Source organism: Paraburkholderia phenoliruptrix (genome assembly GCF_019511605.1).
GTDB classification, from domain to species: Bacteria; Pseudomonadota; Gammaproteobacteria; order Burkholderiales; family Burkholderiaceae; genus Paraburkholderia; species Paraburkholderia phenoliruptrix_A.
Map to the genome: position 1 here is coordinate 35,817 of NZ_JAEUAV010000016.1, position 25,161 is coordinate 60,977.

Genomic DNA, 25,161 nt, shown 5'->3' on the forward strand with positions numbered 1-25,161 from the left:
GCCCGATCGCGGCCGATCGGGACAAGCCGGCGCCCAAACGTCGCTCTCAGGTCTGCAAACGCTCATTGTGTGCCGCGAACCCGCGTTGCAGATGTCGCGACTTCGGCAGGACGATGTGCTGCCATTGCTGTGGACGGTTGTCGTCCGTGACCGCCACGTCAGGCGCCGCGGGGGCGACAGGCGCGGCGTTCGCGCGGGCGGCAAGGGCGTTCGCCGGCGTGCTTTCCTGCGCTGTGTGAACCGGCGCGGCAAAGCACGAAGCGGACAGCGTCACCATGGTCAACAGTGTCGAGGTTTTCATGCCCGACCTCCTAAGCTCATGCGGCGCTATGCATTCAGCAAGGCCTGTGCCGTCCCCGCGTCGAAAGGATAGCGCAAGCCGCGCAAGGCCAGGCTGCGAGGCCGCGCGCTTTGCTCACGAGCGGCGCGCGAATTCTGCAACGCGCCCGTCGAGACTACTCATTGTAGATCGCCAATGATGGCGCGGGAATGGCAGCAAATGGGCAGCAATGTTCAGCTGTTCGCGCCTGCACGCCGCTGTTGCAATGGCTATCGCAGCGCCTCGAAGCGCGTCCACGGCCAGGAAGGCCGGTCCCGCATGTAACCGTTCAGCCAGTTCCACTGCGGATGCCGTTTCATGAACGCCTGGGCGTCGAACGGCCGGCCGCACGGATGACCCCAGCGCGCGCTGAACGCCATGTCGCGGGCCATCTCGCTGTCGGTCACCTTGCCGTCGTTCGCGCCCCAGGGATTGAACGGCCCGTGGTCCGAGCCCCCGAAGCGCGCGTCGTCCAGTTCCAGATGCCCGCAGATGGTGCGTGAACATGGGTTGTCGTTGCGGTCGAGGTAGACGTCGTGGTGATCGGCGATCATCGCCTTCGCAAGCTCCGCGTCTATCTTGCCGCGGTGCGTCGCCTCGAGCTGCATGAAGCGCAGCCGCCGCGCGCCGTTCTTGCGCACGTCGGTATAGTCCTCGCCTTCGCCGATGCATTCCTGATTGCGGATTTTCAGGTCGGTCGCGGTGTTGTAGCCGCTGTAAAAGCCGTCCCTGGTGCTTTCGAAGCCCGAATAGTGCAGCCCCAGTTCGTAGCGCGCGATTTCGCCCGTCCTCGTGTCGCCGAGCAGCCAGCTGTTCGCATAGCCGCCGTTGTTGGCGACCGCAAACATTTCGCACCATTCGCCGATGCTGTTCGCGTATTGCGACGCCCGGCGCGAGCGGTAGAACTCCGGTGCGCCCGCCGCGTTGTAGCCGACGAAGTTCGAGATGGTGGTCTCCGTCACCATCAAACCGGCGGCGGTGATCCAGAAATCGGTAAGACTGGAGATGCAGCCGGGCACGCCCTGCATGAGAATGCGGTTGCCCCGGTCCGGAACGATGTCGAACACGACGTTGAACGCGTCGCCGGCGGCGTAGCGGTCCCACGAGTTGTGCGCCATCACGATGCGGCCGTCGCGTGTCGCGCGCCCCGTGGCAATGAACGCGCTGCAATGGTGGCCGCGCCGGCCGCGCCACGGTTTGAGCCCCAGGCCGGGCTTCTGCTGCGCCACGTGCGCGGGCCACCAGCTTTGCAGCAGGTCCATGTAGCCGTTCCACGCCAGCACTTCGGCGAAAGGCAGATTGGCGCCGTCCGCAATGCCCTGGATTTCGTCGGCGAATTCGGTGTCGAGCTTGCTGCCGAACTGGGCAACGGCGGCCGCGACGAAGGTGTCGAAATCTTCGCCGGTGTCCCACTTGGCGAGATAGCGGGCGGTGCGCATCGCGTTGCGGATTTCTGCCGCGAGCAACTGGCCGTGCTGTTCGCCGCGGTCATACGGCTCGCCTTCGATATGTACAAAGATCCAGCCGGCCTCATCGCGGCGCACGGCGTCTGATGACGGTTCGCTCATCTTCGCTCCGGTCGAATGGCGGGCAGGGCCGCACTCCGGCGCGCCCGTCGTGGCGTAAGCCGCGCCGCGGCCAAGGCGCCGCAGCGTCGTTTCATTGTAGAGACTTTGCGCTTCTTTGCGCGGCTTGGTGCGGGGTCTGCGCGCGGTCTGCGCGGTTGGGCGCGAGCGCGCCAGAACCGCCAGACGCACCAGACGCACCAGACGCACCAGACGCACCAGACGCACCAGACGCACCAGACGCACCAGACGCACCAGACGCGCCTCCGGGAGCGCCGGGCCGCCGCAGCACCGCAAGGCCACCGTCAGCGCGTCGGATTCATGCGGAAATACGCATCCAGCAGCGACGTCTTATAGACCACGCCCGCAAGCCGCGGATGCGCGGCGCTTTCTATCACCGGCAGCCGTTCGCCCTGAAATGCCATGAAGCGCTGCAACGCGACGCCGAGCGGCATGTCGGGCGTCAGCACGTCGAAATGCGGCTGGAGATAGTCGGTGGCGGTTCGTGTGGAGGTGTCGCGTTTATCGAGCAGATCGGACGTGATGTCCTTGAGCGCGACCACGCCGAGAAACGCGCCCGACTCGTTCGCCACGTACAGATACTTCACCGGATACTCGAGGAATACGCGCGTCATGTCGTGCACGGTTGCATTGGGCGGCACCACGGTTTGCGCCGGGCGGATCAGCTCGCGCATCTGCGTGGCGCGCAGGCGCGAGCGCTCGAGCTCTTCCTCGTTGCGGCGCAGCGTGATCTCGTACATCGACGTTTTGCCGATTGCGCGCGCCACGAAGTACGCGACCACGCACGACAGCATCAGCGGCAGCACCACCTGGTAGCTGAGCGTCATCTCGAAGATCATCAAGATTGCCATTAGCGGCGCTTGCGTGGCGCCCGCCAGAAACGCGCCCATGCCGACCATCGCATACGCGAACGGCGCCGAAGTGCCGTGCGGCCACAGCGCGTGCATGCCCTGGCCGAACAGCGAGCCGACCACCGCGCCGACGAAGAGCGTCGGCGTGAACACGCCGCCCACGGCGCCCGAACCCGCGGTCGCGGCGGTAGCCACCAGCTTGAATACGAGCACGACGACGAGCGCGGTCCACGTCCACGGCGAATGCAGGATGGAGTTGACCACGCTGTAGCCGTTGCCCCACACCTCGGGTGCCCACACCGACAGCACACCGACCACCAGTCCGCCGAGCGCGAGCCGCGCCGGCAGCGGTAACGGCATTGAGCGAAACAGGGCCTTGGCGCCGTCGAGGAGCCGCAGGAATTGCGGCGCAGCCGCGCCGCACAGCAGGCCAAGTGCGACGAAGAGCAGCACCTCGATACCCGCCACCGGCGGGAATACCGGCATCTCGTACGGCGGCTTGTAGCCGGCGAACTCGCGCATCGTGATGTTCGCGACGACCGCTGCGACCAGCACGGGCCCGAAGCTTTCCATTGCGATCGAGCCGAGCACGATCTCCGTGACGAAAAACGCGCCCGCAATCGGCGCGTTATACGCGGACGTGATGCCGGCCGCCGCACCGCACGCGACCAGCAGGCGCAGGCGCGGCGGATCGAAATGCACCCAGCGTCCGATCAGCGAGGCGGCCAGCGCGGCGAGCTGCACCATAGGACCTTCGCGGCCGATCGAGCCGCCGCTTGCAATCGTGAACAGCGACGAGATGCTGCGCCACAGGCTCAGCTTGACGGGCACCACGCCGTCGCCGATCGCCACGGCCTCCATGTAGTCGACGTGGTTGCATTTGTCCGCGTGACGCCGGGCGACCAGCAGCAGAAAGCCGGCGATCAGCCCGCCGGCCGCCGGCAGCCAGATGCGCACCGTCCACGGCAGGCTGCGCGCCATCTCCACGAAGCTGCCGGAGTGCCCGGAGACGGCGATTTGCAGCATCTCGATGCCCATGCGAAAGGCGATCGTCGCAAAAGCGCCGCCGACGCCCACTACCACCGACCAGACCAGCATGGTATGGGCGTCGGAGAGGCGGAAAAGGTGTTGGGCGCGGGTGCGCAGCTTCAGCAGGAATGAAAGCACGTCGGCGGTACAGGGTGGCAGGAAGGGTTGAAGAACGCGCACGGCAACCAACGCGCGCCCGCTGGACTGAGCGGGCGCTGGGCCGGGCGGGAGCGTGAAACGATGCTGCGCATCAAGCCGCCGCCTTGTCGAGTTCGGGGTAGTGCCTGAAGATGCACGCCTCGTTGTGTTCGATGCGGCGCTCCGACTGCAGATAGGCTGCAATGTTCGGCCGTTCCTGCACGGCGGCATGCAGGGCGGCGAGCCGCGGATAGTGCGCGGCAAAGCGCTCGAGCGCGCGGGGAAACGCGTAAAGCAGGCCGTCGATCAGCTGGAACATGCAGAGGTCGACGTAAGTGAGCGAGTCGCCCACCATGAATGTGTCGCCGGCGGGGTTCTGCTTCAGCACGCGCTCGAAATACTTCATGAACTTCGGGATGCGGTTGTCGATGAAGTCGTGCGCGCGGGCTTTTGCGGCGTCTTTCTGGTCTTCGTAATAGAGGCTCGTTGCGAGCGGATGATGGGTGTCGTGCGCCTCGGTCACCACGTCGGCAATGGTCAGTTGCAGGCCGTTTGCCACATAGCGCAGGCTCTCCACGGACGGTGCGAGATTCAGCCGCGGTCCCAGATAAAACAGAATGTTCGCGGTCTGCGAGATCACCAGATCGCCGTCTTTCAGAAACGGCGGTGCGAAAGGTGGATAGGGCTCGTCGCGGCTTTTCATGACCGCCATCATCGCGTCGGTGCCAAGACCTTCGGACGGCTCGCCGCGCGCCACTTCGACGTAGTCCGCGCCGGCTTCTTCAAGCGCCAGCCTCACGAATTCGCCACGGCCTTGCAGACCGTCCCAATAGTAAAGTTGCAGGCTCATCGATCTGTCCTCATTCGGGTTGCAGGAACGCTGTGCCGAACGCGTGCGCTCCGTGGGCAGTGCAGGGTCCTCGCAGGCCGGCGCCGTCCGTGCTGTTCTTGCTCCAGGTACTGCACGTACTGCACGTACTGCACCTGCGTGCCGACCAAGGAAAGTTGCCGACGTTGCCCATCCCGCAGGTGCCCGCCAGCGCCTGTCGCGTTCTTCGCACGCCAGCCAGTATGCCGCGCCGCGGCGCCGATTGCTTTGCCAGACGCACGAAACCCCGCACGCGGCGGGGTGTGTTCGAGTGAAGAGCGGTTTAGCCGAAGAGGCGCTGGACAGCCCATGTAATACCCAGTCCGCCCGCGATCAGCCACACATACAGAATCAGGCCGGTGGTCAACGCTCGCGGACCTGCCTCACGAATCTGCGAAATGCGTGTTTCGATGCCGAGCGCGGTCATGGCCATCGTCAGCGCGAAGGTGTCCAGCGTGTTGAGCGTGGCGGTGGCGGCGTGCGGCAGCATGTGCAGCGAATTGATTGCCACGCAAGCGAGGAAGCCGAGCGCGAACCAGGGCACCGCGAGTTTGCCGCTGCGATGCTGATGACCCGAAGCGCTTGCATGGGAGTTCACGGAAGACGCGGGGCGGCGCGCGGCGCGATTGACCCACAGCCCGACTGCGAGCAGCACCGGCACGAGCAGCATGACGCGAGTCATCTTGACGATGGTGGCGATATGCGTCGCCTCCGGACTCACGTTGCTCGCCGCGCCGACGACTTGCGCGACTTCGTGAATCGTGCCGCCGAAGAAGAGCCCCGCGCCGACTGTGTCCAGATGCAGCCAGCCCGCGTTGAACAGCACCGGGTACAGGAACATGGAAAGCGTGCCGAACAGCACGACGCTGCCGACCGCCATCGCGCTCTTGTGCGGCTTCGATTGCAACGTCGACTCGAAGGCGAGCACCGCCGCGGCGCCGCAGATAGCGCTGCCCGCCGCCGTGAGCAGTGCCGTGTCGCGGTCGAGCTTCATGATTTTCATGCCGGCCCAGGTGCCTATCAGGAGCGTGCTCACGACCACCAGCACCGATTCGGCGAGGCCCGGCAAACCCACCTGGGCGATTTCCTGGACACTCACGCGCAGCCCGAAAAAGGCCACCGCAATGCGCAGCAGCTTGCGCGCCGAAAAGTTGACGCCGGCCGCCCAGCTTGCCGGCATGCCGTCGCGCAGCGCGTTGCCGTACAGCGCGCCTGCGACGATGCCGACGATCAGCGGGCTCAGGCCGAGCCCGGCGATGGCCGGAATGTTCGCGATGTGGGTGACGGCGGCGGCGAAGAGCGCAACGAACAGGATACCGTTGAGCTGGCCGCGCGCGGACGATGCTTCGGCAGTGGTGGCAGTAACGTGGGCGGTGGTCATGGTGGCAGCCTCGGGACTGACTGGATTCGATGGGCCTAATCCTAAATTAGATATATGAATATGAAAAATCGTGATTTAGAATGGAAAATATCCATAAATCCGATATTTCATTCGTATGACCCCGGATCAACTTATAACCTTTGCCGCCGTGGCCGAGCACTTGAATATCAGCCGGGCGGCGTTGGCGTTGCACTTGTCGCAGCCGGCGGTATCCGGTCAGTTGCGCCAGCTTCAGGACGAATTTGGCGAGCCGCTTTATCAGCGCGACGGTCGCGGCGTGCGCCTGACGGCAGCCGGTGAGCAACTCGCGCAATATGCGGCGCGGCTACGCGACACGTGGCGCCAGGCGCATGCGTACCGCGACGCGCTGCGCGGCCTCGAGCAGGGCACGTTGCGGATCGGCGCGACGACCACGCCGGCCAGTTACCTGCTGCCATACCTGCTCGCGGATTTTCATCGGCGCTATCCGGAAGTGGCGCTGCATACCGTGGACGGCAACACGACCGACATCGTCGGCGCGCTGGGCTCGGTCGACATCGCGTTGATAGAGGGGCCGGTGGGCACGGACTTGCCGCCTGACACCGCCGTGCACCCCTGGCACGAAGATGAGATCGTCGCGATCATGCCCCGCGCGCATCGGCTCGCGGGCAGTGAGGGCGCGGGAGGCGCGGGGGGCCCGGAGGGCTCGCAAGAAGCCCAGCACCGGCAAGACCGCGCGAGCCCGCCGGGCGTCGCGGGCTCGCGGCTCGATCTGGCACAGCTCGGCGCAGAGCCGCTGATCGTGCGCGAGGCCGGCTCGGGCGTGCGGCAGATTGTCGAGCGCGCGTTCGCCCGCGCGGGCGTGCCGATGCGGGTCGCGCTGGAAATTGCCGGCGTGGAGGGCGTCAAGGAGGCGGTGCGGGCGGGCATGGGCATCGGCTTCGTGTCGGCGATGTCGATGCGCCATGAAAACGGCGCACTGCGCGTTTTTTCGCTGGGTCCGCAGCCGCTAACGCGTCGGCTCTCCATTGTCGTGCCGCACGCAAGCGCGCCGTCACGCGTCGTCCAGCAGTTCCTGGGGCTTTGTCTTGCCAATGGTGGGTAGGCTTGCCGACCCGCGCGCAGCCCTTACGGCCAATCGCCTGGGGATTTCCACTATGGCGCCGGTCCCGGACGCCGGCGCACTATTTAGCCATCGCAGCGCTTCGGCGCTTTTTTGAAATCCGCTTTTGGAACCGGTTCCAAAAGCCAAATCGTTCAAGATTGCCCCATGTCGAACGAAGTCGAAATAGCAATTGTCGCCAGCGCGTTCGGTGCCGACGCGGTACGTGTTTCGGGTCATCGCAAGTGGGCGGAAGCGAGCCGCCGCGCCGGAGCCGCCGGTTTCGAGGTGCGCCGCGAGCTGTTCGGTGATGAGGCCGACGCCGCACCGTCTCGCCTTGCGGCGCTAGGCGAGCAGATTGCGGAACTGGGTTTGTGGTCGGTGTACTCGACCCCGTCGTCGCTCTATACGGACCGCGGCCGGCTCAACACGGCCGCGCTGCGCCGCGCATTGGACGAAGCTGCCGCGCTCGGCGCGCGCTTCGTCAAGCTGCAACTCGGCGGTTTTGTCAGCGAAGCGCATGGCGATGCAATCGCCGCGCAATTGCGAGGGGCGGGCGTCCGGCTCGTCGCCGAAAACGGTCAATTGGCGCAAGGCGGCTCACTGCGCCAGTTCGTCGACCTGTTCGCGGCTCTGGAGAAAGAAGGTCACGCAGGTCTCGTCGGCATGACGTTCGACGTCGGCAACTGGGCGTGGTGCGGCGTGCCGGCGCTCGACGCGGCGGTGGCGCTCGCGCCCTACGTCGAATACGTGCATTGCAAGAGCGCGGCGGGCGAGGGCGCACGGCGCTTTGCCGCCGCGCCCGCCGCCGACGACGCCCGTTTTGCCGCCGTACTGGAGCAGTTGCCGCGCGACGTGCCGCGCGGCATCGAGTTCCCGCTCGACGCCGCGTGCATCGACGAGGACGCCACGCGGCGGGTCGCCTGGCTCGCCGCCGCATGAGCAGCGAGCCGCGTGCGGCCAAAGGCCAGCAGGACAGACACAGCCGACGCATCATCAGGAGCAACGCATGAGCACCACAGCCGCAGCGCTGGACATCATCACCTACGGCGAAGCCATGGCCATGTTCGTGGCCGCCGAAACCGGCCCGCTCGCGCGCGTCGGGCAGTTCACCAAACGCATTGCGGGTGCCGACCTGAATGTCGCAATCGGCCTCGCCCGGCTCGGCTTCAAGGTGGGCTGGATGAGCCGCGTCGGCAACGATTCGTTCGGCCAGTACGTGCGTGACACGTTGACGCAAGAGGGCATCGACCAGCGCTGCGTCACGACCGACGAGCGCCATCCAACCGGCTTTCAGCTCAAGTCGAAGAACGACGACGGCAGCGATCCGGCCGTCGAATATTTCCGCCGCGGCTCGGCGGCGAGCCATCTGTCGGTCGCGGACTACGTGGCGGACTATGTGCTGCCGGCGCGTCATCTGCATCTGACGGGCGTCGCCCCCGCGATCTCCGAGAGCTCGCGCGAACTCGCGTTCCATCTGGCACGTGAGATGCGCGCAGCCGGCAAGACGATCTCGTTCGATCCCAACCTGCGTCCGACGCTGTGGCCTTCGCGCGCCGCGATGGTGGAAGGTCTGAACGCGCTCGCCGCGCTGGCGGATTGGGTGCTGCCGGGCATCGGCGAGGGCGAGATTCTCACCGGCTACACGCAGCCCGAGGACATCGCCCGCTTCTACCTCGAACGGGGCGCACGCGGTGTGATCGTCAAGCTCGGCGCCGCGGGCGCGTATTTTCGCAGCGCCGACGAGGCCGGCGTGATCGCCGGCCAGCCGGTCGAGAAAGTGGTCGACACGGTAGGCGCCGGCGACGGTTTCGCCGTCGGCGTGATCAGCGCGTTGCTGGAGGGCCGCACGCTGCCGCAGGCGGTCGCGCGCGGCAACCGCATCGGCGCACTGGCCATTCAGGTGATCGGCGATTCGGAAGGCTTGCCGAGCCGCGCCGAACTCGATGCACTGGAACGCAGCGAGGCGAGCATCGCGCACGCTGCGTAACGCGCGCGTGGCCGGACGCATCGGCACGCATTCACGCACGCAGCCCCGCGAAGCGCGCCAGCGCGAAGCCGAGGGCCACGCCGAGCGTATTCATAAGAGCAAGAGCGCCGCAAAGCGCCGTGGAAGCTCCGTTCATCATCGTTTCGGGAAGCCGTAAAAAGGAGACATTCCCATGTCATCATCTCTCGCGATTCGCCGCTGGTGGGCGATCATGCCGATCGTATTCATCACCTACAGCCTCGCTTATCTGGACCGCGCCAACTACGGTTTCGCGGCCGCCGCCGGCATCAATCAGGATCTGGGCATCAGCAAGGGACTCTCGTCGCTGATCGGCGCGCTGTTCTTCCTCGGTTACTTCTTCTTCCAGATTCCGGGCGCAATCTACGCCGAGCGCCGCAGCGTCAAGAAGCTGGTGTTCTGGAGCCTCGTGCTGTGGGGCGGCTGTGCGGCGCTCACCGGCATGGTCAGCAATATTCCGTCGTTAATGGTGATCCGCTTCGTGCTCGGCGTGGTGGAGGCCGCGGTGATGCCGGCCATGCTGATTTTCATCAGCAACTGGTTCACGAAGAGTGAACGCTCGCGCGCCAACACGTTCCTGATTCTCGGCAATCCGGTGACGGTGCTGTGGATGTCGGTCGTGTCCGGCTATCTGGTGCATTCGTTCGGCTGGCGCAACATGTTCATCGCCGAAGGGCTGCCCGCTGTGCTGTGGGCCGTGTGCTGGTGGTTCATCGTGAAGGACAAGCCGCAGCAGGTGTCGTGGCTCACGCAGCAGCAAAAAGACGCGCTTGCCGAAACGCTGCGCGCCGAACAGGCCGCGATCAAGCCGGTGCGCAACTACGGCGAGGCGTTCCGCTCGTCGGCGGTGATCAAGCTGTGCGCACAGTATTTCTGCTGGAGCATCGGCGTGTACGGTTTCGTGCTGTGGCTGCCGTCGATTCTGAAGAACGGCTCGACGCTCGGCATGGTCGAAACCGGCTGGCTTTCGGCGCTGCCGTATCTCGCCGCTACCATCGCGATGCTTGCAGCCTCGTGGGCATCGGATAAACTCAACCGCCGCAAAGCGTTTGTCTGGCCGTTCCTGCTGATCGGGGCAATTGCGTTCGCGATGTCGTATGCGCTCGGCACGACGCATTTCTGGCTCTCGTATGCATTGCTCGTGATCGCGGGCGCCGCGATGTACGCACCGTACGGCCCGTTCTTCGCAATCGTGCCGGAGCTGCTGCCGAAAAACGTCGCCGGCGGCGCAATGGCGCTGATCAACAGCATGGGCGCGCTTGGTTCGTTCGTCGGCTCGTACGTGGTCGGCTATCTGAACGGCGCGACCGGAACACCGGCGGCTTCGTATGCGTTCATGAGCGTCGCGTTGATCGCCGCGGTCGTCCTTACGCTGATCGTCAAGCCGCAACAGCAGGCTGCGCAGCCTAAGCACACGCTCGCTACACCGTTGCAAGGAAAATAAGCTGATGAAGAAAATTGTCGCGTGGAAGCCGCTGCCCGAGGACGTGCTGGAGTATCTGCAACAGCACGCGCAGGTCGTGCAGGTCGATCCCGCTCGCCACGATGCGTTCGTCGCCGCGTTGCGCGACGCGGACGGCGGCATCGGCGCGAGCGTGAAGATCACGCCGGCCATGCTGGAGGGCGCGACGCGACTCAAGGCGCTTTCCACCATCTCCGTCGGCTTCGATCAGTTCGACGTCGCCGATCTCACGCGGCGCGGCATCGTGCTCGCGCACACACCGGACGTGCTGACCGAATCCACCGCGGACACTGTGTTTTCGCTGATCCTCGCTTCCGCGCGCCGGGTGGTCGAACTCGCCGCGTGGGTCAAGGCGGGGCACTGGCAGCAGAGCATCGGCCCGGCGCAATTCGGTGTGGACGTGCAGGGCAAAACGCTCGGCATTGTCGGTCTCGGGCGCATTGGCGGCGCGGTGGCGCGGCGCGCGGCGCTCGGTTTCAACATGCAGGTGCTTTACACGAACCGCAGCGCGAATCCGCAGGCGGAAGCGGCTTATGGCGCGCGCCGCGTCGAATTGCAGGAGCTGCTGGCGACGGCTGACTTCGTCTGCCTGCAGGTACCGCTCACGTCGCAAACGCGGCACATGATCGGCGCAAAGGAACTGGCGTCGATGAAGAAAACCGCAATCCTGATCAACGCGTCGCGCGGCGCGATCGTCGACGAACAGGCACTCGTGGAGGCGCTCAGGAACGGCACCATTCACGGCGCGGGTCTCGACGTGTTCGAGAAAGAACCGCTTGGCGCCGACTCGCCGCTCCTGCAGATGGCGAACGTGGTCGCGCTGCCGCACATCGGCTCCGCGACTCATGAGACGCGTCATGCGATGGCGCGCAACGCGGCGGAAAACCTGCTCGCCGCGCTGGCCGGCACGCTCGCGACCAACGTCGTGAATCGCGAAGTCCTACAGCGGTGAGGAGCGTGCGGATGAAGCGCTTGCTTGCGAGCCTCGTCGACCGACTTTGCGTCAAGCCGCACAGGTGAGCCGATGAGCGCCACGCCCACCTCCCAACGCGCGCCGCGCCGCGCGACGATTACCGACGTCGCACGCGAAGCCGGCACCGGCAAGACCAGCATCTCGCGCTATCTGAATGGCGAAATGAGCGTGTTGTCGCCCGAGTTGCGCGCGCGGATCGAGGCCGCGATCGAGCGGCTCGACTATCAGCCGAACCAGATGGCGCGCGGTTTGAAGCGCGGCCGCAACCGGCTGATCGGCATGCTGCTTGCCGACCTGACCAATCCCTATACCGTCGAAGTGCTGCAAGGCGTGGAGGCCGCATGCCACGCGCTCGGCCTTATGCCGCTCATCTGCCACGCGGCGAACGAAGTGGAAATGGAGCGGCGCTATCTGCAACTGCTCACGACGTACCGCGTGGAAGGCGTGATCGTGAATGCGCTCGGCGTGCGTGAGGAGTCGCTGCGGCCGGTGGGCGGCGGCAGCATTCCGGCGGTGCTCGTCGACCGCAGCGTCGAAGGGCTCGTCGCCGATATCGTCGGGCTCGACAATCGCGCGGCGGCGGAGCTCGGCACCCGGCATTTGCTGGACGGCGGGTTTCGCGATATCTGGTTCGTCGTGCAGCCGTTCGAGCAGGTCAGCTCGCGGCGGCTGCGCGAGGCGGCCTTTCGCGACACGATGCGGGCTCATGCAGGTGCGCATGCAGATGCGCATGCGGGCGCGGTGCAAGGCCATACGCTGGTGCTGAATCTCGCGGATGCCGTGCAGACCGAACACAGTCTCGCGGAACTGGATCGAGCGGTCGACGCGCCTGGAGAGCCCGGCGCCGCGAATCGCCTCGCGAGCACTAACGGCAACGCTGCGCGCGTCGCGGTGTTCGCGGCAAACGCGCCGGTCGCGCTGCGGCTTGCGCTGCATTTCAAGGCGCGTTACGGCGCCGCCTGGCAGACGCGCGTCGCGCTTCTTTCCATCGACGACCCGGAGTGGGCGGAACTGACCGGCATCACGACGATCCGTCAGCCTACTTACGACATCGGCTATCGCGCGGTGGAGTTCCTGCACGAGCGCATCGAGGGCGTGCAAACCACCGCACGCGATTGTCTGCTGCCGGGCGAGTTGATCGTTCGGGCATCGACGGGTGGGCGCCCGAACGGCTGAAACGCTGAGCGGGCAGAGCGCACCGGCCAGTCAATTCACCTGCGTGTCATGCGCCCCACAAAGTGCGCCGTCGCGCTTCGATGGCAACCTGGGCCTCGCGCATTCGCGCGAGCTTCGGCGCCCATTTCACGCCAATCTGCGATCATGCGGGCTGCGGCGCGCAGCGGTTGTGCGCCGGTCATCGCAAGGAAACACATGGTCGTTGCACCGCTTACCCTGTCGAGCCTCGTACTCGCGACGCTCGGCGTCGCCGCTTTGCCTTTTCTCATTTATCGACGCCTGCGCCGGCCGCTCGCGCTGGAGCCGCGCCCCGCGATTGCCGGCATTGCCGTGTTCGCGCTGTTCGCAATGGTCATCGAGCGGGCGCTCAACGACTTCGTGCTGCATCGGAACGAGGCGACGGCCAGCCTGTTGTCCCATCCGCTTGCATTTGTCGTGTATGGCGCGCTGGCCGCGGGAATCTGCGAAGAAGTGGGCCGCTTCATCGGCATGCGCCTGCTGATCAAACGCGCGGCGGCAAGGGCCGCGGCAGCTGCTCAGGTGCGTGCAACGGCAAAAGCCTCTCCCGTAGACACGACCGGGCGCACGGACGACGGTACCGCGCTCGCCTACGGCCTCGGTCATGGCGGCGCAGAGGTGTGGTTCGTCGGCGTGCTGGTGCAGATTCAATGGATTCTGTTCGCGGTGTTCGAAAACCGCGGCGAACTCGACAGCTATCTCAGCAATCTGCCGGGCGAATCCCTGATGCGCATTCATCTGATACTCGCCAGCATGACGCCGCAGACGGCCGGCATTTTTGCGCTGGAACGGGTCGCCGCGCTCGTTTTCCAGATCGGTTTGTCGGTGCTGATGTGGCGCGGCTTGCGGGCTGGCTGGCGCGCCATCCTGCCGCTTGCCATTGCACTGCATGCTCTGGTGGACGTGCCCGCGGCGCTGTTTCAGGCGCAACTGGTGCCGCTCGCGGCGGTCGATGCGGTGTATGCGCTCACAGCGGTGGTCGTGGCGGGGCTGCTTGTCAGATCGTTTCGACGTCGCGGCGCGCAAAGCATGACGTAGCTACCGAGGTAGGCGGGCCGCTGGCTGCATCGATTGCTCTACAATCGGCGGCTTGCCACCGCATGCCTATAACTTTCGGCACATTCATGGAAGCTTACCAATACGACTGCGCGAGTCCCGAGTTCGAGGAACTGGCGCGCGTCATCAGCGATCTTTTTCCCGAGCAGACGCAGTTCATCCAGCGTGAGACTGAAGACGGCACGCCCACGCTGGCCATTCACTGGGTGGCGATGCGCTTCGGCGCGACGGCGCGCCGCATCGTCATGACGGTGGAGATCGCGCCGGCGGCACTCGCGCGCTACCGGGAGTTGCCCGCGCGGCTGCGTGGCCGCAGCTTCGCGGTGCTGCGCGCGTATGTCGAGGCGAGCATCGGTTCGCTCGAGGAACAGTATGCGAACGGCGAGACGGTGCCGCGCGAAGTCACCGTGGATCTCGGCGACGAATTCGCATGACGGCGCTTCAGTCTGCGAACCGGTAGACCTTGGCGAAGCGGGTGGCCTGCACGACGCCATAATCGCCCGGTGCATACTGCATGATCCAGTCGCCGGCAGCGCCGCGCAGCACATCGCCGCCGTTTGCCGAACGGGCGAGCGAGAACGCCTCGTGCATCTGCTTCGCGAGCACGACAGCGGGCCTGTTGCGATAGACGCCAGGCTCGCCGTGCGCGAGCGCCGCATCGGCAGGAAGGTATTTGGCGTCGAAGCGCTCGCGCGATACGACCCAACGGTCGCCGGTCGAGCCGGTGATCAGCGCGTCGCCCGGCAAGAACCGGTTCGGGCCTTCCAGGCTCATCAATTCGCCTTGCGTGGCGGCAAATGCGACGGTGACCGTTTCGTCTTTGACGACGCGGCGGGCGGCGGCGTCGTGGCGCAGGTCGAGATTCGTCAGGTCGTTCATGAGGCGGCAGATGATGTATGACAGCGTGGATGGACCGCAGCATCGTGACATGGCGTCATCGATTGCGGACCCGCATCATGCCAGACTCGTCTTACGGCGCGCTTTTTTGCGAATGCGATGCAAGCCGATATGCGGTGCGCTCGGGCTAAAAACCGTCGTGAGCGCACCGACATCGCGCGGCACCGCTTCATCGCGACAAGTTCATCGCGGCGAGCTCATCGCGCGAGAATCCGCGCGAGAATCCGCGCGACCCTTGCGACCGGCAAGCCTTTACGGCTTCACCGTCGCATCGCTTGCCGGGGCCGGCGCGGCCTTGCCGCTCTTGCCCTTGCCATGATGACCACGCCGGCCCTCAGGACCGCCGTCACGACGGAACGTCGTGTCGGCAAGCTTCTTCTGCTCCGGCGAGAAGCTGTTGTAAAGCGGATCGAACGCGTCCACCAGCTTCTTCATGCCGTCTGCATGTGCCTGAGCGATGGTGGCGTACTGCTTCATGTCGTCGAGTGCAGACACATTGGTCGCGGCGCGCCGCTCCTTGAACAACTCGCCCATCGTCTGGCCGTTGCCGCGCATCACGTCGGCGAAGGCTTTCCATTGCGGCTCCTGCGCCGGCGTGATCTTCAACTGCGAATGCAGATAGGCGATGCGGTCCTCGACATTGCGTTCATGTCCGCTCTTTGTGGCGGGGGCAGCGGGCGCGGAGGCGGCCGTAACCGAAGGCGCTGCGGCCGGCGCCGAAGCTTGTGCGAATGCGCCGCTCATTGCGACTGCGGAGGCCAGCAAGACCAGTACTTTTTTCATCGAAACTCCTGATGTCTGTTCGAATTGGGACGGATCGGAATAGGGCGTGTGGCGAGCGGCCCGCCTGCGCTGTGCCGGAAACTGCGCGGCCGCGCGCTGAGGGCGGATCGCCCGGTCCTTGCCGTCGGCGCTATTAGTATCACGTTATCCCTACAATGCGGCTGTTGTGCGACAAACGCTTACAACCGAAACGAACAGGAAATAGCGGGTGGATAAATTCGTCAGCATGGAGATTTTCGTGGCCGTGGTGGAGGCGGGCAGTCTGACCGCGGCGGCCGAACGTTTCGAGATTTCTTCGGCGATGGTGGGCAAGCACATCCGGTCGCTGGAAAGCCGGCTTGGCACGCGCCTTCTCACGCGTACAACCCGTCGCCAGAGCCTGACTGAGATTGGCCGGCAGTACTACGAGCAATGCAGACGCATTCTTGCCGATGTGAAGGACGCCGAGTCGCTGGCCGAGGCCATGGCTGCCGCGCCGCGCGGCGTCCTGAAGGTGACCGTGCCGCTCACCTACGGCGTGGAAGTTTTTTCGCCGGCCATGATCGACTATCTGAGTGCGTGGCCTGAAGTCACGCTTGAACTGGACCTGTCCAACCGCATCACGGACCTGGTTGAAGAAGGCTTCGACGCCGCAGTGCGGATCGGCCATCTGGCGGATTCGAGTTTTGTCGCTCGGCCGTTGAAGCCGTACCGCATGCGCGCGTGCGCGTCGCCTGCGTACCTCGCGCGCGCGGGCATTCCGCGCACTCCTGCGGATCTGGTGCAGCACGAGTGTCTGGGTTTTTTGCCTTGGGGCCGCGAGGGCACATGGCGGCTCGGCGGCGAAGGCGCTGCGCAAAGTCCGCTGCGCGCCGGCCGCTTTCGCGCGAACAACGGTCAGGCGCTCAAGGTTGCCGCGCTGCGCGGCTTCGGTCTTGTGCTGCAACCAGAGGCGCTGCTCGCACGCGAGATCGAGAGCGGGGAATTGGTCCCGGTGCTCGAAGACCATCTGCCGCAAGGCGCGCCGGTGCATCTTGTCTATCCGCGCGACCGGCGCGCCACGCCCAAGCTGACCAGCTTCATCGACTTCGTGATGGAGCGCTTTGGCGCCTGAACGGCGCGACCCGCCGCGCAGCGTGAGAAGGCGCGATAATCCGCACCACTGCGACCACTTCCTTTTCTTCGAATGAGACCTCCGCGCCTCGACCAACTCGACGAGCTCGACCGCAACCTCGTGGCACTGCTTCAGGCCAATGCGCGCGAGAGCGTCGCCAATCTCGCCCGCCAGCTCGACGTGGCGCGCACTACTGTCATTGCCCGCATCGCGCGGCTCGAGCGCAGCAACGTGATTGCGGGCTACAGCGTGCGGCTTGGCCAGGACGTGCTCGATTCGAGCATCTATGCGTATGTGGGCATCATCATCGCGCCCAAGCATGGGCCCGCGGTGCAAAAGCGCCTTGGCAAGATGCCCGAGGTGCAACTGCTGTGCGCGGTGAGCGGCGAGTTCGACTACGTCGCCTGGCTGCGTGCGGATTCGCCCGATCGCCTGAACGATCTGCTCGATCAGATTGGCGGCATGGAAGGTGTCGAGCGCACCACGACCTCGATCATTCTCGCCCGCAAGATCGACCGCGGTATGGTGTGAACGGCACCTCGCGTGAGTGCTGTTTCGAGGTATTTTCGTCGCTTTGTTTGTGCGACTCGTCAAAACGTCGAAAGCCGTGGTCATTACGCAGCACTTTGTCCGTATCAACTGATTTTGCTTCTCCCTAGACTGTCGCTCAAGGGTTCAGCCCGCCGCGCGCCGCGCTTTATCGCGGCGCACTTCAAGCTGGAGACAGCGCACGGAACGGACCCGGTCAGGCGCTCAGGCGCCCGGTCTGGTCGATAAAAGGAGAAGAACATGAAAGTTGCCATTGTTGGTGCAGGTCTGATCGGTCACACCATTGCCCATATGCTGCGTGAAACCGGCGACTACGAAGTCGTCGCCTTCGACCGCGATCAGCACGCGCTCGACAAGCTCGCTGCCCAGGGTATTCCGACCCGCCGCGTGGATTCCGCCGACGCCGCCGCACTGCGTGCCGCCATTCAGGGTTTCGATGCGCTCGTCAACGCGCTGCCGTACTACCTCGCCGTGAACGTGGCGTCCGCGGCGAAGGGCGCGGGCGTGCATTACTTCGACCTGACCGAGGACGTGCGCGCGACTCACGCGATCCGCGCGATTGCCGACGACGCCGAACACGCGTTCATGCCGCAGTGCGGTCTGGCGCCGGGGTTCATCGGCATTGCGGCGCACGAGCTTGCAAATCGCTTCACGGAAATTCGCGACGTCAAGATGCGGGTAGGCGCGCTCCCGCAGTTCCCGACCAACGCACTGAAGTACAACCTGACGTGGAGCGTGGACGGCCTCATCAACGAATACTGCCAGCCTTGCGAGGCGATCCGCGACAGCCGCACGCAATGGGTGCAGCCGCTCGAAGGACTTGAGCATTTCTCGCTCGACGGCACCGAGTACGAAGCCTTCAACACGTCCGGCGGTTTGGGTACGTTGTGTGAGACGCTCTCGGGCCGCGTCGAGTCGCTCGATTACAAGTCGGTCCGCTATCCGGGCCATCGCAACCTGATGCAATTCCTGCTCGAAGACCTGCGTCTTGCGAGCGACCGCGACACGCTCAAAGGCATCATGCGCCGTTCGGTGCCGTCCACGGCGCAGGACGTGGTGCTCGTGTTCATTACCGTGAGCGGCATGCGCGACGGGCAACTGGTACAGGAAGTGTTCACCCGCAAGATCTTCGCGAAGACGGTCTGCGGCGTGCCGATGAGCGCGATCCAGATCACCACGGCGGGCGCCATGTGCGCGGTGCTCGATCTGTTCCGCGAAAAGAAGCTTCCGCAGAGCGGCTTCGTGCGGCAGGAGCAGGTGTCGTTGCGCGAGTTCCTCGGCAACCGCTTCGGTCGGCTTTATGAGGGCGAGACGCTGGAGTCGCTGCAAACGGTCGCAACCGTTTGACGAAGTCCGGCCAGCAGACACAGGAACGCCCCGCATGCGGGGCGTTTTTCGTGGTGCTCGCACATTCAGTGTGACCGGCGTGTCGCCGTCACGGCCGCGTCAAACGGGCAAGGGCGGCAGCAGTCCAGAAGCCGGCTGGGGCGCACCGACGATATGCGCGAGCAGTGCGTCGAAGTCAGCCGCCTCTGGTGCTGTGTTGTCGAACATCACAAGATCGTTGCACATATCGCCGCTCGGCAGGAAACGCCGCTGACGGTACTCGTCCCAATGCGCGAGCTTGTAGGCGTCGTTCGGATTGCCGCGCGCCACGATACGCCGGTGCGCGGTTTCTTCCGACACATGCACCCACACCACGCGCACGTTCACATTCTCGCCGACGCCGAGCCACGCGCGATCGAACAGGCGCCGCTCGCGTACTTCACGCGACAGCGGCCCGACCACGAGCGCGCTCACGCCGAGTTCGAGGTTATCGCGCGCGGTGTCGATCAGGCCGCGATATTCCGGCTCGCGTAGGTGTTCGAGAAAAAGCGGGCTGTCGCGATCGTTCGGATCGCCGGTTAGCATGCCCATGGCCGCAGCGCTATAGCTGCCGTACAGGGTGTCCTTGTCGAGCAGACAGAACGGCTCGCCGGCCGCTTTCATGAGCGGGCCGATCAGCTTTTTTGCGAGCGTGGTCTTGCCGGTTCCCGCGTGACCGCAAATGAAAACGAGGTGGCTCACGACGCCCCGCCGTTCAGGAAAGCGCCCGCGCGCCGCGCGTCACACGCCGGATTGCCGTCGCTCGCGAGCCACGTGGTAGCGATCTTGCCGAAGCACGATGCCGCGGCCATCGAGTTGAAACACCGCATGGCGGTCTCCTTGCTGTTGTCCCTTTGCAAGGATCATGAAGAAGAACCCATGTGCACGCAAGAGGCCGACGCGAGAGCAGAGTCCCGCGCGACCTGGCCTTTAACAATTCGATACATGGGACCTGCTCGCAGCCCTTAACATGACGGTTGCACAGTCCATTCACGCAGAGGGCCCTCGCACGCGCACGCCTTGCGATGCGGGCCGCTCTGCTGCGCTTTCAGGGTAACCGATATGTTGATCAATTGCGCCGCCTATCAGGACGGCCGGAAACTCGCCGATATCGACATCGACAGCATCAGCGACTACGTCGCGCGGCCCGAGTGTTTCGTGTGGGTCGCGCTGAAGGATCCGGGCCCGGGCGAACTGGCGGTGATGAAGCATGAGTTCGGTCTGCACGACCTTGCGATCGAGGACGCGCAGAACGGGCATCAGCGCCCGAAAATCGAGGAGTACGGCGAGTCGCTCTTCGCGGTGATGCACACCGTCGAGATGGACGAAGACTGCGAACTGGTGATCGGCGAGGTGGATGTATTTGTAGGAGCGAACTATGTGCTGTCGGTGCGGCGCGGCACGCGTGCCGGCTTTCAGAACGTGCGGGCGCGCTGCGAACGCGAGCCGCAGTTGCTCAAGGCCGGCTCGGCGTTCGTGCTGTATGCGCTTGCCGATGACATCGTCGATCGCTACTTCCCGATTATCGAGGCGATGAACACCGAGATCGAGGCGATTGAAGACCGCATTTTCGAGCGCAACAATTCGGCGGCGTCGCGCGCGATCATTCAGGATCTGTATTCGCTCAAGCGGCGCCTCGTCATTTTGCAGCATCACATCGCGCCGCTGCAGGAAGCGATCAGCAAGCTGACGGGCGGCCGCATTCCGAGCGTGTGCGAAGGCATGCAGGCTTACTTTCGCGATGTCTACGACCACCTGGAGCGCATCGTGCGGATTATCGACGGGCGGCGGGAAATGGTGGTTACCGCCGTGCAGGTGAACCTCGGGATGATTTCGCTCGCCGAGAACGAGGTGACCAAGCGGCTCGGTTCGTTCGCCGCGCTGTTCGCGGTGCCGACGATGATCGCCGGCATCTACGGAATGAATTTCCAGAACATTCCGGAGCTGCATTTGCGCTATGGCTACCCGCTGTGCCTCGCCATCATGCTGACCGTAGACGTCATTCTTTATTGGCGCTTCCGCAAGGCCGGCTGGCTTTGAGGGGGCGGGCGGCTCCAGGTACGCCGACGCTCAAACCACGCCGACCGTTCGCAAGCACACCAACTTCCCTCATGCGACTTGCATGCGGCGCAATAAAAGTCCAGCATAAGCGGCCCGCCGGCGGCTCAGCTTGCAGCCGGCGGCAATACCGTCACGCCTGAATCACGCGAGGACCCATTGCCGCACGCATTCACGCGATTCGCCCACGAGGCGTTTCGTCGCCTCACTGCCCACAGCCGCCGGCCCCAGCGCCGGTCCGCAGTTTCTGCGAGCCGGTGCACTGCAACACCGCGAATCGTTGACAGTTCGGTTCGAATGCGCTGAAAATGAGCCCCGCAAACGTTTGCGCGTAATTAAAAATACGGCTCGAAGGAGCCCGACAAACCAAGGAGATATGCATGAGCCATCGCACTCGCCGCCGCATCCTGGCGGCCGCAATCCTCGCCACCGCTAGCGCCGCGTTGCCGTTTTCCACCGCTTTCGCGCAGACCGCGCCCGCTCACAAGCCCAAAGTCGCCCTGGTGATGAAGTCGCTTGCGAACGAGTTCTTCCTCACCATGGAAAACGGCGCGAAGGACTACCAGAAGCACAACTCGTCGCAGTTCGATCTCATCACGAACGGCATCAAGGACGAAACAGACACGGCGAACCAGATCCGCATCGTCGAGCAGATGATCGTGTCGAAGGTCGACGCCATCGTGCTCGCGCCGGCCGACTCGAAGGCGCTGGTGCCGGTCGTCAAGAAGGCCGTGGACGCGGGCATCATCGTCGTCAACATCGACAACCGGCTCGACCCGGAGGTGCTCAAGTCGAAGGACCTGAACGTGCCGTTCGTCGGACCGGATAACCGCAAGGGCGCACAAAAGGTCGGCGACTACCTCGCGAAGAAGCTCAAGGCGGGCGACGAGGTCGGCATTATCGAGGGCGTTTCGACCACCACCAACGCACAGCAGCGCACGGCCGGCTTCAAGGACGCGATGCAGGCCGCCGGCGCCAAAGTGGTGTCCGTGCAGTCCGGCGAATGGGAGATCGACAAGGGCAACGCAGTGGCCTCGGCCATGCTCAACGAGTACCCGAACCTGAAGGCGCTGCTCGCGGGCAACGACAACATGGCGATCGGCGCGGTTTCCGCGGTGCGCGCGGCGGGCAAGCAGGGCAAGGTGTATGTGGTCGGCTACGACAACATCAATGCAATCAAGCCGATGCTGAAGGACGGCCGCGTGATCGCCACCGCCGACCAGTACGCCGCAAAGCAGGCAGTGTTCGGCATCGACACCGCGCTGAAAGCCTTGAGCGAGCACAAGAAGCAGTCGCAGCTGTCGGGCGTGGTCGAAACGCCGTGCGACCTGGTGACGAAGTGAACGATGGCCGAAGCGGCGCCTGAGGCGGCATATCGGCCGCACGTGAGCGGCTGACGAGCGGCTGACGAGCGGCGACGGCAACGTCGCCTGAATCATCCGTCGATAAATGCTGTATCACCGCTCGCTCACCGCCTCAGGCGTTGCCGGCCACGAGTCAGGCGGATTCGCACCACGTCAGAACTGCGAATCCGCGCCTACTATCCAATGAACACTCAATAGCCGCCCGTTAGCGGCTCAAGAAAGCTGCGCGGCCGCCGTTAATTCCAGAGGTAAGCGTCATGACGGCGGCTGCGCAGGGAGAGAAGCGCAGACCTCGTGCCTGCGCATTCCGCGTATTGGGCCGGCATTGACCGCGCGGCGCCGGGCGCCGCCTCGTTCGAGCGAATCGGGCGGGGCGGCGCGGCGCCGCGAAACAGGATCGCGATGGATTTAACCGACCACGACGCCTTGCCTGCCGTACTGTCCGTCAGCGGCATCGGCAAGACCTATGCCGAACCCGTGCTCGCCGACGTCTCCTTGTCGTTGCGCGCCGGCGAAGTATTGGCGCTCACCGGCGAGAACGGCGCCGGCAAGAGCACGCTGTCCAAGATTATCGGCGGACTCGTCGAGCCGACCGCCGGCACCATGCGGCTCGGCGGTGCGCCGTATGCACCGGCGAGCCGCACCGAAGCCGAAGCGCTCGGCGTGCGCATGGTCATGCAGGAGCTGAACCTGCTGCCCACGCTGTCGGTGGCGGAAAACCTGTTCCTCAACCGCCTGCCGCGCGTGGGGCGATTGCCTGGCTGGATCGACCGCCGCAAGCTGCGCGAGGACGCGCGCCATGCAATGGCGCAAGTCGGGCTCGACGCGATCGACCCCGACACGCTGGTGGGCGAACTCGGCATCGGGCATCAGCAAATGGTGGAGATCGCGCGCAATCTGATCGACGACTGCCGCGTGCTGATCCTCGACGAGCCGACCGCCATGCTGACCGCCCGCGAAGTCGACCTGCTGTTCGAGCAGATCGACCGCCTGAAGGCGCGCGGCGTAGCGCTGGTGTACATCTCGCACCGGCTCGAGGAGCTCGCGCGAGTGGCCGAGCAGATCGCGGTGTTGCGCGACGGCCGCCTCGTGCACGTGGACGCCATGGCCAATCTGACCAGCGACGAAATCGTCACGTGGATGGTCGGCCGCGAACTCGGCGAACAGATCGACCTGGGCGTGCGCAATATCGGCGCGCCGCTTCTGAAAGTCGAGCGGCTCTCGCGCGGCAAGGTGGTGCGCGACGTGTCGTTCGAGGTCCGTGCTGGCGAGATTTTCGGCGTGAGCGGCCTGATCGGGGCGGGCCGCACGGAGTTGATGCGGCTCATATACGGCGCCGACCAGAAAGACGGCGGCACCGTGGCGCTTGCTCCGGCGCCCGGTGCGCCGCCAGCGCCGGTGCGCATCGATTCGCCGTCGGACGCGGTGCGCGCTGGCATCGCGCTGATTACCGAGGACCGCAAGGGCGAGGGCCTGCTGCTGCCGCAGCCGATTGCAGCGAACGTGTCGCTCGGCAACATCGGCAGCGTGGCGCGGCATGGCGTTGTCGATGCGAAGCGCGAGAACGCGCTCGCGCAAAAGCAGATCGACGCCATGCGGATTCGCAGCTCGGGTCCGGGGCAAATTGTCGGCGAGCTGTCGGGCGGCAACCAGCAGAAGGTCGTGATCGGCCGCTGGCTCGCGCGCGACTGCCGCGTGCTGTTATTCGACGAACCCACGCGCGGCATCGACGTCGGCGCGAAGTTCGATATTTATGGCTTGATGGGTGCGCTGGCTCGGGAAGGGCGCGCACTCGTCGTGGTGTCGAGCGATCTGCGCGAACTCATGCTGATCTGCGACCGGATCGGCGTGATGTCGGCAGGAAGCCTGACAGGCGTGTTCGAACGCGACACGTGGACGCAGGACGCGTTGCTGGCCGCCGCTTTCGCCGGCTACCGCAGCCGCGAAGCGTTGTTGCACGACCTCGACACCAATGAAGCAGGGAGCTTGTCATGACCGATCAATCGTTGCGCGACACGGCGGGCGCAAAACACGGCGGGAATGCCGGTGCCGCCGCCGTCAATACGAATGCCGCGCCGCCGGCCGATCCGTCCGCGCCGCTCGCGAGCGGCAAGCCGGCCGGCACGCGGCTCGGGTTTTCGAACTATCTGGGTCTCGCCGGAGCACTGCTCGGCATGATCGTGCTGTTCTCGCTGCTGAGTTCGCACTTCCTGACGTACGACACGTTCAGCACGATCGCCAATCAGATTCCGGATCTGGTCGTGATGTCGGTCGGCATGACGTTCGTGCTGATCATTGCCGGTATCGACCTGTCGGTCGGCTCGGTGCTCGCGCTCGGCGCGTCGGTGGTGAGCGTGGCCGCGCTCAAGTGGGGCTGGGGTCCGCTGCCTTCGGCGCTGCTCGGTGTCGCGGCGGCCGCGCTGACCGGCACGATTACCGGCGCGGTGACGGTGGGCTGGCGGATACCGTCGTTCATTGTGTCGCTCGGCGTGCTGGAGGCCGCGCGCGGCCTTGCGTATCAGATGACGAATTCGCGCACCGCCTATATCGGCGATGCGTTCGATTTCCTGTCTAACCCGATCGCGCTCGGCATTTCGCCGGCCTTCCTGATTGCGGTCGCGGTCATGGTGATCGCGCAACTGGTGCTGACGCGCACCGTGTTCGGCCGCTATCTGGTGGGCATCGGCACCAACGAGGAAGCCGTGCGGCTCGCGGGCGTGAATCCGCGGCCCTACAAGGTGATTGTGTTTGCGCTGATGGGCGCGCTCGCGGGCCTCGCGTCGCTGTTCCAGATTTCGCGTCTGGAGGCGGCTGACCCGAATGCCGGCGTCGGCGCGGAACTGCAGGTGATTGCGGCAGTGGTGATCGGCGGCACCAGTCTGATGGGCGGGCGCGGTTCCGTCATCAGCACGTTTTTTGGCGTGTTGATCATTTCCGTGCTGGCGGCGGGGCTCGCGCAGATCGGCGCGAACGAGCCGACCAAGCGGATGATCACCGGCGCGGTGATCGTGGTGGCCGTGGTGCTGGATACATACCGCAGCCGCCGCAAGCGCGTCTGACATCGTCAGAATAGCGTGAGTCAGGCACTTGAACGGTGGTTTGCAGT

The 25,161-nt window shown here is 65.0% G+C and carries 24 protein-coding genes; 15 read left to right on the plus strand and 9 right to left on the minus strand.

Annotated elements, in window-relative coordinates; genetic code table 11:
- Window positions 1-46: 46 nt before the first annotated feature.
- The 5 genes from JNB89_RS19860 to JNB89_RS19880 form a co-directional block, all read right to left on the minus strand.
- On the minus strand, window positions 47-301 hold the full coding sequence (locus JNB89_RS19860; protein ID WP_013339452.1) for a hypothetical protein: 255 nt from the start codon (window positions 299-301) through the stop codon (window positions 47-49).
- A gap of 248 nt (window positions 302-549) precedes the next feature.
- Entirely contained in the window at window positions 550-1,887 is a 1,338-nt protein-coding gene (locus tag JNB89_RS19865) for a C45 family autoproteolytic acyltransferase/hydolase (protein ID WP_220363403.1), read from the minus strand.
- A 302-nt stretch (window positions 1,888-2,189) separates the two neighbouring features.
- Window positions 2,190-3,923, minus strand: coding sequence for a ClcB-like voltage-gated chloride channel protein (locus tag JNB89_RS19870; protein WP_220363343.1), 1,734 nt, complete (start codon window positions 3,921-3,923; stop codon window positions 2,190-2,192).
- A 112-nt stretch (window positions 3,924-4,035) separates the two neighbouring features.
- Window positions 4,036-4,773 (minus strand): glutathione S-transferase family protein, encoded by a 738-nt coding sequence (locus JNB89_RS19875; protein ID WP_220363344.1) that lies wholly within the window; start codon window positions 4,771-4,773, stop codon window positions 4,036-4,038.
- Window positions 4,774-5,074: 301 nt separating this feature from the next.
- The gene (locus JNB89_RS19880; RefSeq protein ID WP_220363345.1) at window positions 5,075-6,172 is read right to left on the minus strand and encodes a YeiH family protein; all 1,098 of its coding nucleotides are present in this window, start codon (window positions 6,170-6,172) and stop codon (window positions 5,075-5,077) included.
- Window positions 6,173-6,287: 115 nt separating this feature from the next.
- Between JNB89_RS19880 and JNB89_RS19885 the strand changes: the two genes are divergently transcribed.
- The 8 genes from JNB89_RS19885 (at window position 6,288) to JNB89_RS19920 (ending at window position 14,380) form a co-directional block, all read left to right on the plus strand.
- On the plus strand, window positions 6,288-7,256 hold the full coding sequence (locus tag JNB89_RS19885; RefSeq protein WP_220363346.1) for a LysR family transcriptional regulator: 969 nt from the start codon (window positions 6,288-6,290) through the stop codon (window positions 7,254-7,256).
- A gap of 165 nt (window positions 7,257-7,421) precedes the next feature.
- Window positions 7,422-8,195, plus strand: a complete 774-nt coding sequence (locus JNB89_RS19890) for a sugar phosphate isomerase/epimerase family protein (protein ID WP_220363347.1) — start codon at window positions 7,422-7,424, stop codon at window positions 8,193-8,195.
- Window positions 8,196-8,262: 67 nt separating this feature from the next.
- Window positions 8,263-9,243: a sugar kinase gene (locus tag JNB89_RS19895; RefSeq protein ID WP_220363348.1), complete on the plus strand. Its 981-nt coding sequence runs from the start codon at window positions 8,263-8,265 to the stop codon at window positions 9,241-9,243.
- A 172-nt stretch (window positions 9,244-9,415) separates the two neighbouring features.
- The gene (locus JNB89_RS19900; protein WP_013339444.1) at window positions 9,416-10,705 is read left to right on the plus strand and encodes an MFS transporter; all 1,290 of its coding nucleotides are present in this window, start codon (window positions 9,416-9,418) and stop codon (window positions 10,703-10,705) included.
- A 4-nt stretch (window positions 10,706-10,709) separates the two neighbouring features.
- Window positions 10,710-11,675 carry a 2-hydroxyacid dehydrogenase gene (locus tag JNB89_RS19905; protein WP_220363349.1) on the plus strand — a complete coding sequence of 322 codons (966 nt, stop codon included), beginning with the start codon at window positions 10,710-10,712 and terminating at the stop codon, window positions 11,673-11,675.
- Between the two features lie 72 nt (window positions 11,676-11,747).
- Window positions 11,748-12,872 (plus strand): LacI family DNA-binding transcriptional regulator, encoded by a 1,125-nt coding sequence (locus JNB89_RS19910; RefSeq protein ID WP_220363350.1) that lies wholly within the window; start codon window positions 11,748-11,750, stop codon window positions 12,870-12,872.
- A 195-nt stretch (window positions 12,873-13,067) separates the two neighbouring features.
- Window positions 13,068-13,928, plus strand: a complete 861-nt coding sequence (locus JNB89_RS19915; RefSeq protein WP_220363351.1) for a YhfC family intramembrane metalloprotease — start codon at window positions 13,068-13,070, stop codon at window positions 13,926-13,928.
- 86 nt (window positions 13,929-14,014) lie between these two features.
- Window positions 14,015-14,380 carry a DUF3022 domain-containing protein gene (locus JNB89_RS19920; protein WP_220363352.1) on the plus strand — a complete coding sequence of 122 codons (366 nt, stop codon included), beginning with the start codon at window positions 14,015-14,017 and terminating at the stop codon, window positions 14,378-14,380.
- A gap of 7 nt (window positions 14,381-14,387) precedes the next feature.
- On the opposite strand, the gene JNB89_RS19925 is transcribed toward JNB89_RS19920, so the two are convergent.
- Window positions 14,388-14,825: a PGDYG domain-containing protein gene (locus tag JNB89_RS19925; protein WP_220363353.1), complete on the minus strand. Its 438-nt coding sequence runs from the start codon at window positions 14,823-14,825 to the stop codon at window positions 14,388-14,390.
- 270 nt (window positions 14,826-15,095) lie between these two features.
- Entirely contained in the window at window positions 15,096-15,626 is a 531-nt protein-coding gene (locus tag JNB89_RS19930; RefSeq protein ID WP_220363354.1) for a Spy/CpxP family protein refolding chaperone, read from the minus strand.
- A gap of 208 nt (window positions 15,627-15,834) precedes the next feature.
- Between JNB89_RS19930 and JNB89_RS19935 the strand changes: the two genes are divergently transcribed.
- From JNB89_RS19935 to JNB89_RS19945, 3 genes are all read left to right on the plus strand, one after another.
- Window positions 15,835-16,719: a LysR family transcriptional regulator gene (locus JNB89_RS19935; protein ID WP_220363355.1), complete on the plus strand. Its 885-nt coding sequence runs from the start codon at window positions 15,835-15,837 to the stop codon at window positions 16,717-16,719.
- A gap of 72 nt (window positions 16,720-16,791) precedes the next feature.
- Window positions 16,792-17,250 carry an Lrp/AsnC family transcriptional regulator gene (locus tag JNB89_RS19940; RefSeq protein WP_013339436.1) on the plus strand — a complete coding sequence of 153 codons (459 nt, stop codon included), beginning with the start codon at window positions 16,792-16,794 and terminating at the stop codon, window positions 17,248-17,250.
- A gap of 258 nt (window positions 17,251-17,508) precedes the next feature.
- Entirely contained in the window at window positions 17,509-18,615 is a 1,107-nt protein-coding gene (locus JNB89_RS19945; RefSeq protein ID WP_220363356.1) for a saccharopine dehydrogenase family protein, read from the plus strand.
- A 99-nt stretch (window positions 18,616-18,714) separates the two neighbouring features.
- Here the strand turns inward: JNB89_RS19945 and JNB89_RS19950 are convergent, their stop codons facing one another.
- Window positions 18,715-19,335, minus strand: a complete 621-nt coding sequence (locus tag JNB89_RS19950; RefSeq protein WP_220363357.1) for an AAA family ATPase — start codon at window positions 19,333-19,335, stop codon at window positions 18,715-18,717.
- Window positions 19,332-19,463 carry a hypothetical protein gene (locus JNB89_RS31245; RefSeq protein ID WP_262928050.1) on the minus strand — a complete coding sequence of 44 codons (132 nt, stop codon included), beginning with the start codon at window positions 19,461-19,463 and terminating at the stop codon, window positions 19,332-19,334. The genes JNB89_RS19950 and JNB89_RS31245 overlap by 4 nt, the downstream gene beginning before the upstream one ends.
- A gap of 232 nt (window positions 19,464-19,695) precedes the next feature.
- On the opposite strand from JNB89_RS31245, the gene corA reads away from it, so the two are divergent.
- The 4 genes from corA (at window position 19,696) to JNB89_RS19970 (ending at window position 25,114) form a co-directional block, all read left to right on the plus strand.
- Window positions 19,696-20,673 (plus strand): magnesium/cobalt transporter CorA, encoded by a 978-nt coding sequence (corA, locus tag JNB89_RS19955; RefSeq protein WP_013339432.1) that lies wholly within the window; start codon window positions 19,696-19,698, stop codon window positions 20,671-20,673.
- A gap of 398 nt (window positions 20,674-21,071) precedes the next feature.
- Window positions 21,072-22,034: a sugar ABC transporter substrate-binding protein gene (locus JNB89_RS19960; protein ID WP_013339431.1), complete on the plus strand. Its 963-nt coding sequence runs from the start codon at window positions 21,072-21,074 to the stop codon at window positions 22,032-22,034.
- A 423-nt stretch (window positions 22,035-22,457) separates the two neighbouring features.
- Window positions 22,458-24,050: a sugar ABC transporter ATP-binding protein gene (locus JNB89_RS19965; RefSeq protein ID WP_220363358.1), complete on the plus strand. Its 1,593-nt coding sequence runs from the start codon at window positions 22,458-22,460 to the stop codon at window positions 24,048-24,050.
- Window positions 24,047-25,114: an ABC transporter permease gene (locus JNB89_RS19970; protein WP_013339429.1), complete on the plus strand. Its 1,068-nt coding sequence runs from the start codon at window positions 24,047-24,049 to the stop codon at window positions 25,112-25,114. Before JNB89_RS19965 ends, JNB89_RS19970 begins: the two co-directional genes overlap by 4 nt.
- Window positions 25,115-25,161 lie beyond the last annotated feature (47 nt).